Source organism: Bacillus sp. AR8-1, from assembly GCF_008042345.1.
Classification (GTDB): Bacteria; Bacillota; Bacilli; order Bacillales; family Bacillaceae_G; genus Bacillus_A; species Bacillus_A cereus.
This window is the reverse complement of record NZ_QNUB01000002.1, coordinates 23,904-35,084: the sequence shown is the minus strand read 5'-3', so window position 1 is coordinate 35,084 and position 11,181 is coordinate 23,904. Positions and strand designations below refer to the sequence as shown.

Here is an 11,181-nt window from a genome sequence, read left to right as displayed (position 1 = left end):
GTCCAAGTGAGCAGAAAAAACAAGAAAGAAGTTTCTTTATAGCAAAAAAGCAAGCTCGCTTGCTTTTTTGCTATAAAATACATCTATTTTTACTGATTTACTTTTTTAATACTCTCTTTTTCTTCTATATGTTCCTCACGATATGAAATATTATGAGGATCTAGTCCATTTCCTAAAGAACCATAGAAATGCTCTCTATGCGGATCAACTAATTCACTTCCGTGATAATACACACGTGGTGTATTCCAAAGTGCTGCCAATGCTTTTGTCATCGGCATTTCGTGATAGCGTTCCGGCCACATTTCTTTAATCTTCTCTTTTACTAACGGATAGTATTTTGAACTCATAGCAGGAAACAGATGATGTTCTGTATGATATGAGAAGTTGAAATGTAAAACGTCTACCCAGCGCGGCACTGTTACTGATAAACAGTTTGCTAATGGATCATTTACTGGAACAATTGGATTTAAGCGGTGATTTGTTGCGATATATGCCATTACAATAAAGTTAGCAATTAACAACGGAATGACATATGCAAATAACCATTTTCCTGGTCCCATAATAAACAATAAACTAATCCAAACTGTCCAAGGTAAAAGAAGTTGAAGCCATACAGATTTTTGATTGGATGACTTAAATTCTTTTATAAAATGAAAGAACATTCGAGTCGAATGCAATGTAAATTGAATTGTTAGTGACAGAAAACTAAAGAATGAACGTACATGAAGGGGCATACGATATACCCAACTCAAAAACTTACTCTTCTTAAGTTTCTCAAGTGTCGGCCATGCATCTGGATCATTCTCTTCATGCTGTGTATGAACATGGTGCGTTGCATTATGCCACTTTCTCCAAAGCTTTGGCCCTGTTGATAATGGCATAAATGCAATCGCGCCTAAGAAGTCACGAAGCCATGCCTTTCTTACAACAGTTCCATGTAAAATTTCATGCCCTAAAAATCCAAGTGAAGCAAAACATAATCCAAGAACAATTGCAATTCCTAGATTCGCCCACACATTCAATTCAAATACACCAATCGCTATTAACCCCGCCAATGCCACAAGCAAATAAGCCAGTCCACCAAATAAACGAGTAGGCACTGGTTTAAATGCTTTTTTCGGCAAATGTGGTGATACACGTGCTGCATACCACCCAAACGTATGAAGCTCCTTCATCCTTTTGCTCCTTTCTTATGCCGCGCCTTGCGCAACTTACATATATTAATTCTTGCTTCCAGATTGATTTTACTAGATGATCCAAAAAGCATCTATTATAAGGAAAATATACTCACTCTATCGTCACTTATTTTTCGCTTTTATTATCAATGAAAAACATTTCTCTTTTTACTCTCTATCAACCTTTCCACATGATGAATCATAACAATAGAATTTCTATATTGTCAACACCTTTTATGACCTAGTAATAAAAGGTGGTTATATTTTTATAATCATACTTTATTTCACTAAAGAAAATGTATAGATTCCATAAGGATTTACCCACTATATTTAGACATTTTCTTAAACGGCATAGACTCTATCTCATTCAATAACTCTCTATGTAATCAACAAACAGAATCATTTGAATTTAGTTTTATATAAATCCTACTTCTTCATAATGCCCCACCTCATTAATTATATTAAAATAATTTATACCCTCTTTTAATAAAAATAGACTTCCTCTAAAACAACACACATGAATTTCATATAATATGGAAATATTAAAAGGAAAATTGTTCTAAAATCAGGAGGTTTCCGCAATGACAAGTGATACATTTCCACAACTGCCACTATCTTATTGGATTGAATCTACTCAGTTTCCTACTTTCCCTCGTTTATCCGAAAATATAAAGACGAAAGTTGCTATTATCGGTGCTGGTATTACAGGTATTACTACTGCCTATTTACTTGCAAAAGAAGGCATCGATGTTGTTTTAATTGATTCTGGTCGTATTTTAAGCGGAACGACTGGGCATACAACAGCGAAAGTAACAGCACAACATGATCTTATTTATGATGAATTAATAAATCATTTCGGTGTAGAAAAGGCCCGGCTTTACTATGAATCAAATAATAAGGCTCTACAATTCATAAATAAAACTGTTCAAACATATAAAATCGACTGTAATTTCTCAAATGAAGATTCATATTTATATACAACTACTGATAACGGATTAAGAAATTTATCGAAAGAATATGAAGCTTATCAAAAATTAAATATACCTTGTGACTATGTTCAATCTCTATCGATTCCTATTCCAGTACAATCTGCGCTTGTAATGAAAAATCAAGCACAATTCCATCCCCTTCTTTATTTAAAAACACTTTTAGAAAAGTTTGTGGAGATGGGCGGAAAGGTCTACGAACAAACAACAGCTATGGATGTGGAAAAGGGCGATTATCCACAAATAATTACAAAAGAGGGCCATCATATCACTTGTGAATATGTCGTCTCTTGTTCACATTTTCCTTTTTATGATGCGAATAGCTTTTTCTTTACGCGAATGTACGCAGAACGCTCCTACGCTCTTGCAATAAAAGCAAAAACGGAGTATCCAGGTGGCATGTATTTAAGTATTGATGATCCAAAGCGCTCCTTACGCTATATAACAAACAATGGAGAAAAATTAATTTTGGTTGGCGGAGAGAGTCATAAAACAGGTCAGGGAATAAATACGATGCTTCATTATGAAGCACTCTATTCTTTTGCTGAAGCCACTTTTGGAATAGATGAAGTTCCTTATAGATGGTCAGCACAAGATTTAATTACTCTAGATAAGCTTCCTTATATCGGACATATTAACGAAAGAAATCCAAATATATTTGTTGCAACTGGATATCGCAAATGGGGAATGACAACTGGAACTGCTGCCGCTCACCTACTGAAGGACTCCATCCTAAAAGTTCACAGTCCCTATAAAGAACTGTATGCACCATCACGCTTCCATGCAAATCCAGATATAAAAACGTTCCTCTCCCAAAACATTGATGTTGCGAAACATTTAATTGCAGGAAAGATTGAAACCGCATTACGTAAGCCAGAAGATCTCGAAGTTGGTGAAGGATCTGTCGTACATGTTAACGGTAAACGAGCAGGTGCTTATAAGGACAAAGAAGGAAAATTACATATCGTCGATACAACTTGTACACATCTAGGCTGTGAAGTTGAATGGAATAATGGTGATTGTACTTGGGATTGCCCTTGCCATGGTTCTCGTTTTTCAATTGAGGGAGACGTTCTTGAAGGCCCAGCAGATCAACCGTTAAAACGAGTTGATAATGAGTAAACAAATAAAGAAGTTCAACAGAATTACTGTTGAACTTCTTTATTTGTTATAAACCCTTTTCAGATAAAATTCGACACAAGGAGGAAAATATTAACATTAAATAAAATAATATATTCATCTACAAATTAAAAGGGGTGAATATTATGCAACCTTCAGCTCCACCTCATCTAGAATCTACAGAAACTATCTTTCCAAGCTCTATTACAAAACTTGTTGTTTTTATTTGTTGGCTAGCCATTTTAGCTGATGGATATGATTTAGGTATTTACGGTGCCGTTCTACCAAAGCTCCTAGAAGACAAAAGCTGGGCGCTATCACCAGCGCACGCTGGTACAATTGCAAGCTATGCTTTATTTGGAATGTTTATTGGGGCTATTCTAGTTGGAACGATTACAGATCTAATTGGGCGTAAATGGACGCTTATATGCTGTTTAGCACTTTTTTCTATCACAATGGGTTTAGCGGCTATCGCTCCTTCTCCTGAGTTATTTGGATTATCTCGATTTATAGGAGGAATCGGATTAGGCGGTGTTATCCCTACGGCTTCAGCACTCACTGTTGAATATTCACCCCCAAAAAGGCAATCTTTTATTTATGCTCTTATGTTTACTGGCTATCCTTTAGGTATCGTGTTAGGTGCTATTTTGTCCATGCTTATGTTAGAAGATTTCGGATGGAGAATTATGTTTGGTATCGGAATGATTCCACTACTCTTCATTCCTTTCATTATTCGCTATTTACCTGAGTCCATTCAATTTTTATTATCACGTAATCGCCAAGAAGAAGTGAACCAAATTCTTAATCGTTTTCAAATTGAATTTCATGTAAAAGATAAAACTCATCAAGACCCATCTACTATACGAAAGAAAAATGGATTTTTTACTTTATTCTCAAAAGAATACATAAAAGCAACGCTACTTTTTTGGATCACTTATATAATGGGAATGTTTTTAATATACGGTTTAAACACTTGGTTACCACAGATGATGCGCCAGGCAGGATATCCTCTTGGGTCTAGTCTGTCATTTCTACTTATGCTAAATATTACCGCAGCTATCGGCGCATTATTCGCTGGAGCAATTGCTGATCGTATAGGAGCAAAAATTGTTATTAGCATCTCTTATCTTATGGCAGCCATATGTATCGGACTATTAACAATCAAACCATCTGTTACAATCATTTATCTTTTAATTGGCCTTGCTGGTATTGGATCAGTCGGTATTACTCAAATATTAAATGCATATGTAACACAATACTTCCCATCACATATCCGAGCTACCTCCTTAGGCTGGGGACTGGGGCTTGGCCGAGTTGGTGCAATTGCTGGCCCAATTCTCGTCGGTATTATTATGACAATGCAATATGACTTAGCATGGAATTTTTACTTATTCTCCTTTGCAGGTCTTATCGCAGCTATATCTGTTTTCTTCATTCCTACAAAATAAAAAGGGCACAAACTTACTTGTGCTCTTTTTCATATGCTTCAAACAACATATCTCGAAACAATGTATTTAAACTCTCAATATCGATTCCTGATCCCTTTTCAATTCCTTTTACATATTCCTGATAGTAATGAATTTGTTCTTCTAAAAATTGATTTAGCACCTTAATTTTCAATCCAACATCTAATTCAGTACCTGCTTTTTTCTTTATTAACAACTTTTCAATTTCATCTAATACGCTACGTTCTAATGATAATTCTGTAATCAATCGGTCAAATTCTACAGGAGGTAAAGTCGTTTTCTCTTCTAGCCACTTACAAGCTAAAATGGGACGTAATACATAAAAGTACTTTTTCAGCTTTACATTCTCACCTTGCAAAAATTCACGATAATTTTTCGACGCCATATGTAAATAATGATATATCGTTGCTTTTGGATCAAAATTCTTCTCACTCATCTGTTGAAGTAGTTCTGGAAAATTAGAGTTTTTCGAATAAAAAATTGGTGATCGAATCCACTCAAGTAAAGCAGGATTCGACTTCGCGAATAGTTGCAACGCCTTTTTAATATCCCAACCACTTATATCTAAATCATCACTAATTGGATATTCAATTACATCTCGTTTGTCATGAATTGATAAATACCATTCTACCGGATGTATATAAACAAACCTAACATCATAATCGCTATCTTTCGATGGAAAACCCCAAGCACGACTCCCTGATTCTACCGCAAATAAAATTTTCACATCATTCTCTTTTTCAATTCTTTCTAACTCCAACTCGATTTTCTCTCTCATTGCATAACACCTCCATTTTTTGATTATTTCCTTGGAAATTCGACAAATACAATACTAATTTTACTACATACCAAAAAAACTGTCAGAAATTACTGACAGCCTAATGAAACGTCTATTGTTGCTTTTCGATTACAGTAGTAGCAATTCGTTCAAACTCTTTTTGAATCTCCTCTTTATATGCATCTACTATTGAAAAATCCATAGCAGCAATATAAATTCGTTCTAATTTATCACGAACCGATTTTGCTTTCGCTAAGAAAGACATCGCCTCATTCATTTTTGCTTTATATTGAATGGAGACATCACGAATTTCCTTCGCATATTTCTCATCCGTCCCTGGCGTAACAATAAGGGCATACATATCAATAATTTCATCACCCTCGCGACTTGGAAAATATTCATGTGGTGCGGTGCTATCAAAAATTGCAAATCCTAATTCTCTTACGATAACCATATCAAGACTATTCGGGTCAAATCCGCAATGATATACTTCAACTTCAAACCCTTTTTCCTCAGCTGCCTTAGCTAACTTTTTGAGCATCGTTGATTTTCCAGAGCCTGGGCGCCCTTTTATAAAATAACGATGTGGTAATCCTTCTGTTAAATTAGGAACAAAATCAACTGCTCCTTTCGGTGTAGCAGCTCCTAAAAAACGATGTTTTACAAGCGATTGTCTCCCGCTTTTATCTGCAAATAATTTCTGGATTAGCTGATTGGTTAGTTCATTTGCTTTATTAAAATCTATATTATCAATATATATCTTCTCCCACTCATCATGTATAACCAATGCCTCTTTAAAACGTGCGTAAGCAGACTGAAAAGCTTTGCTTGCTTCTGAAACAAATCTTTCAATTTCTAACTTCTGCTTTCTTAGTTTATCTGAGTCCCAAGCAATTCCTAAATTTATATACTCTTCAACAACTCCTGGCATTTTTGGCTCAATAACATGCGGCGATGTCCCATCAACAATTCCTACTTTTAATTTTGGGATAATTACACCATCAACCGATTTATTATCAGAAGAACAATGTAACAATTCAATATCATATCCTTTTTCAATCCATTCACGACCTATTGCCTTTATTAAAGAAGATTTTCCCGTTCCTGGGCCACCCTTTAAGATAAATAATCTGTCTAATCCTTTTAAATTCTCTTCGTATAAATTGTGAAATCCCCTAGCTGTATTACCACCAGCATAATAATTTAATACATTTCCTGTCACTGCACTCACTCCTTCGCAGCATTCTATTTACATAAGCTACAATATGCGAGCAGCTTTATTTGGGTGAATACCTATTTTGTATTGCACGAAAAAAGGAAATGAATTACAATTTAACTATCGGAAAATTCCGATTTTAAAAACTGAATACTTCTTTATCAAGAGAGGCAGAGGGACCGGCCCTTTGAAGCCCAGCAACCTCAGTTTATACAAACTGAATAGGTGCTAATTCCTGCAAAATGCATTGCATTTTGGAAAATAAAACTCAACTAGCATGTAAAGCTCATCTTTCTTGATACTGAAGGATGAGCTTTTTATTATTTGAAAAACATATATTGGAGGTATGTAAAATGAAAGTAATTGATCTATCGCAAACATTTGAAAATAATATGTCTCAATTTCCTGGAACACCTAAAATACAACTAGAAGCTGTTACAAGTGTTGAAGAATCAGGCTATCAAGTTACAGATTTTCATTCTGTCGTTCACGTTGGCACGCATTGTGATGCCCCTGCGCATTTTATTTCAGGCGCAACGACCATCGATCAATTACCGTTGGATCAATTTGTAGGCGAAGCTGTTCTTATAGATGTAACACATATTCAAGAGCGAAAATTACCTAAGACAGTATTGCATAATACTGACATAAAAGAGGATGATATTGTTATTTTCCATTCTAATCTATCCACTAAATGGAATACAGAGGCTTATGAGAAGGAAGCATTTTATCTTTCTGAAGAATTAGCTAAAGAACTAGTGCGATTAAAAGTAAAATCTATCGGTTTAGATTTCATTTCTCCTGATGAAGTCACAACAGAAACATCACCGATTCATCACATATTACTAGGGAATAATATTTACTTAATTGAAAACTTAACAAATCTAGATGCTATCGAAACAAAACGTTTCTTTTTCTCAGCAGCACCTTTAAAAATTAAAAATAGTGACGGTGCTTTCGCAAGAGCATTTGCTGTTATTTTTTAAACACAGCCTATAAAAAAAGCAAAGGCCACTATTGGTCTTTGCTTCTATATTTTCTATTTAAATTAAGAAAGAATTGTTCCACACGAGGACGCACCCAAGCTAAACAATCTATCTCTTTCTTCTTTGTGCAAGCTATCTCTTCTCCATCTACCATTTCAACAAGTTCTAGTTCTAACAGTTGCCTCGTGAATGCTAACATATTCACTTCTTCGGATGGATACTCTTCTTTTAATTTCTCCTCAATTTCTCCCAATAAAAAACCGTCACGCATCATTGCCAATGCATCAATCCAAAGTGGCGGCATTTCATATTTTTCTCCTGTAATTGTATCTTTTACAATATAATTCTTTTGCTCTTTTCGAAATTGAATCGTGTGTAAACATACAGTCGAATTTAATGTTAATTCCATCATACCACCTCTTTCATAATATCTGCATAGAAAAAAGGATGCGCGTGCACCCCCTTCTTATCTTTTCATAACACTACTGAACCGTTACATGAGTAATCAATCTCATGTCGATATTTTCCTCCATTATAAACGAAGTATTTTATAAAAAAAACCCTTCTTGAAACATTTTATAAAATGTTTATATTTACACAACAAGAACACTTTTCTGAAAAATCTTTTCTCCCAATACATTAAACGGTCGGCAGAAAAATTTCTACTTTCGTTCCTACTCCTAGACTACTTTGGATTGTGATACTCCCTTGATGTTCCTTAATAATTTTATATGTAATCATTAATCCAAGTCCTGTACCAGTCTCCTTTGTTGTGTAAAATGCCTTGCCAATTTTTTCTAATTTCTCATTCTCTATACCAAATCCTTGGTCTTCAACAGAAATACACAAATGTCCTTGCGTTTTTTGATATGCACGGATATGAATTTCTCCGCCCTCTGGCATTGATTCTATTCCATTTTTAATGATATTTAATAACACTTGTTTTAATTGCTTATCATCACCGTTTATAGCCGGTAAATTCCCATCTACTTGTATATGACATTTAACTCTATATTGCGTTGCATAACTTTCCATTAGATGCACAACATATAGAAGGATGTCTCGTATATTACACCTTTCATAATTTGTTGGCTTTGGTTTTCCTAACAACATCAATTCACTAACAAATCCATTAACCCTTTCAATTTCTTGTAGCATAATGTCGTAGCTCATCGTATCAGTTGGATTTCTTTCTTTTTGCATTTGCGTAAACCCTTTTAACGCTGTTAGCGGATTTCGAATTTCATGGGCAATTGTTGTAGACATAGTCCCAATCACAGCTAAATTTTCCGTCTCTTTCATATTGTTCATCATTTCAACCACTGTTCTTACATAAGATTGAAATCGTTTTAATAAAGAATGTGAAATAATGAAATAGAATATACATAAAACAAGTGGAATTACCACTTTTAAATCTTGTAATAGCAATGTGAAAAATACGTACTTTCCAATTACACTAAAGGAAACTAAATAAAAGTATTTTCTATTCACGAAAACTGGGGCAAATAAAATTAATAACATTTCTACCATACTACCATGTTCAAAAGGTCTATCCGTTCGCAAATAAATCATTAAATTATTCACAAGATTGATAAACATGTACCCAAATAAAAATAAATATTTTACAGAATATACATACCCTCTTTTTTGAAGATATATAGAAATAGGAAATAATGCTATTACAAATATAGGCACACCTATCCCAAGACTACCTTCTGGCCACCCTACCGCTGTTCCACTAATATTCATAGCAGGATATACAAAATAATATATAGCGTCATATAAAAAGAATATAATATAAAATAATAATATAAATACCTTTAAGGCTCTTCTTTCTTCATAAATCAAGCTCTTGTATTTATTCATATAAAAACTCCCCTTGATCGATACAAAAAACTTTCATTGTTATCTCCTTAAAGTATAAGTATGAAATTGCTTTCAGGGCAATATTTAACCTTATAATAATGAAAGGAAGGAGATCTCTCCTTCCTTTTGGTAACAACTTACATCCATCTTACCCTGTCATGTAACAATCCATCTGTAAAATTATTATGCCCTATTACAAAATCCTTCATATATAAATTTAAATACTCACCGTACTTACTTTCTGTATTTAATAACAACTCCTCGACGTAATAAGCACCTTGTTCAAATTGATCTAAAAGTAAACTGGACAAGCCCGCATAAATCCCGCACCCTACCTGAAAATACGTTGCATTCGTTTTATATTTACGAAAAACTTGGCTACTATTCATCACATTATACATATATGTCTCACTATTTTCATAAACGAGTAACACACCGACCAAGTCCTCTCCAGCAACCTCTTCTTCCGCTGGATTAAACACTTTACGATTCCAGTTCCATAAATCTTCTACTTGATCTAAGTTCTGTCTAATTATATTTGTTGTATACTCATTAATTCGATAAAGAAAACCAACTTCCATATTGAAGTTTTTCCCTAAAATTAATACTTCCTCATGTGGCATTAAACAACCATAGAATTCTTTTTCTCCTAACTTCACTTTATACTCTGAAGCATATACATCTTCATAAAAGTAAAGAGGACGATGATGACTCATATACATCGGATAACTCCAGATCGCTTCATCTAAAAATCGCTCTACTGCCCATGAAGCATAAAGTGTATGTGGCTTTATAAGTGCTGTATCATTCAAAAATGATGTGTCATGTTCTACAATATAACATGCTCTTGGCCTTTCATTTGGTCGTTCCTTCATAAGCTCAACAACCATCCATTGAACAACACCTGGATTCATACCTGAACCTATAATCGCTTTTGTATTTGTAAATTTCTCTTTCTCCTTCTCAAACCTTGTATATCTTTCCGTAAGCTGAAAGCCGATTAAGCTATCGTCCTGATCTACTGCCTCATTTTCCAAGGCTGAGTTAATATAACAAATTCCTAGTTCATTACAGCAGCTTAATACTCTAATTGTATCTGCCCCTGAAACATCAATCACAACACTCGTTCTTTTTTCTTTTAAATGTTGTTTAAATTCCACTACATTTTGAAGATTTATTTCATATAAATATAATTGACTTTTCAAATTCGAAAACAACTCATCATAATAAGTCCTATCTTTTTGTTTTATATCCACCAAATGAAATTTGGCATTCTTTAATACTTCATAAATTGGATCTTTTTCATTTGCTATCGCTTGATTTAAAATTGCTAAAACTGCTTTTGCTGCTCCACCAGCACTACCAAGCAATGTAATTGATAACGAATTCGGAAACTGCTCCACAAACAAAACCCCTTTAATAAATTAGTTGAGCAGCTCCTCCTCAAAAAATAAATTGAATACATAAAAAGATAGCTCGTACACATTTCTTTATAAATTAGTACAAATTCTTCAAAACAAGATTCCACTATAATATATTTATATTCAATTCATTTTTCCCCTCATATCCAAATTAAACTAAATAAATAG

The 11,181-nt window shown here is 34.2% G+C and carries 9 protein-coding genes and 1 riboswitch; of the genes, 3 read left to right on the top strand and 6 right to left on the bottom strand.

What is annotated here, in order from left to right; genetic code table 11:
- Positions 1–89 precede the first annotated feature (89 nt).
- Complete coding sequence (gene desB, locus DN400_RS00640; RefSeq protein WP_000661208.1) at positions 90–1,175, bottom strand: Delta(10) desaturase DesB; 1,086 nt, start codon at positions 1,173–1,175, stop codon at positions 90–92.
- 581 nt (positions 1,176–1,756) lie between these two features.
- On the opposite strand from desB, the gene DN400_RS00635 reads away from it, so the two are divergent.
- Both DN400_RS00635 and DN400_RS00630 read left to right on the top strand, forming a co-directional pair.
- Positions 1,757–3,283, top strand: a complete 1,527-nt coding sequence (locus DN400_RS00635) for an FAD-dependent oxidoreductase (protein WP_065229684.1) — start codon at positions 1,757–1,759, stop codon at positions 3,281–3,283.
- Between the two features lie 143 nt (positions 3,284–3,426).
- The gene (locus tag DN400_RS00630) at positions 3,427–4,728 is read left to right on the top strand and encodes an MFS transporter (RefSeq protein ID WP_065229683.1); all 1,302 of its coding nucleotides are present in this window, start codon (positions 3,427–3,429) and stop codon (positions 4,726–4,728) included.
- A 13-nt stretch (positions 4,729–4,741) separates the two neighbouring features.
- Here DN400_RS00630 and DN400_RS00625 read toward each other — a convergent pair whose 3' ends face one another.
- Together DN400_RS00625 and DN400_RS00620 are read right to left on the bottom strand one after the other, a co-directional pair.
- A complete protein-coding gene (locus DN400_RS00625; protein WP_001208235.1) occupies positions 4,742–5,524 on the bottom strand; it encodes a nucleotidyltransferase domain-containing protein in 783 nt (260 codons plus the stop codon).
- 112 nt (positions 5,525–5,636) lie between these two features.
- The gene (locus DN400_RS00620) at positions 5,637–6,746 is read right to left on the bottom strand and encodes a PRK06851 family protein (protein WP_000147467.1); all 1,110 of its coding nucleotides are present in this window, start codon (positions 6,744–6,746) and stop codon (positions 5,637–5,639) included.
- A gap of 149 nt (positions 6,747–6,895) precedes the next feature.
- Positions 6,896–7,008, top strand: a riboswitch (SAM riboswitch).
- An 85-nt stretch (positions 7,009–7,093) separates the two neighbouring features.
- On the opposite strand from DN400_RS00620, the gene DN400_RS00615 reads away from it, so the two are divergent.
- The gene (locus tag DN400_RS00615) at positions 7,094–7,726 is read left to right on the top strand and encodes a cyclase family protein (protein ID WP_097913209.1); all 633 of its coding nucleotides are present in this window, start codon (positions 7,094–7,096) and stop codon (positions 7,724–7,726) included.
- 28 nt (positions 7,727–7,754) lie between these two features.
- Here the strand turns inward: DN400_RS00615 and DN400_RS00610 are convergent, their stop codons facing one another.
- The 3 genes from DN400_RS00610 to DN400_RS00600 form a co-directional block, all read right to left on the bottom strand.
- Positions 7,755–8,135 (bottom strand): hypothetical protein, encoded by a 381-nt coding sequence (locus DN400_RS00610; protein ID WP_000424116.1) that lies wholly within the window; start codon positions 8,133–8,135, stop codon positions 7,755–7,757.
- A gap of 230 nt (positions 8,136–8,365) precedes the next feature.
- Positions 8,366–9,592 (bottom strand): ATP-binding protein, encoded by a 1,227-nt coding sequence (locus DN400_RS00605; RefSeq protein ID WP_053565368.1) that lies wholly within the window; start codon positions 9,590–9,592, stop codon positions 8,366–8,368.
- 137 nt (positions 9,593–9,729) lie between these two features.
- The gene (locus DN400_RS00600) at positions 9,730–10,995 is read right to left on the bottom strand and encodes a hypothetical protein (RefSeq protein WP_000434728.1); all 1,266 of its coding nucleotides are present in this window, start codon (positions 10,993–10,995) and stop codon (positions 9,730–9,732) included.
- Positions 10,996–11,181 lie beyond the last annotated feature (186 nt).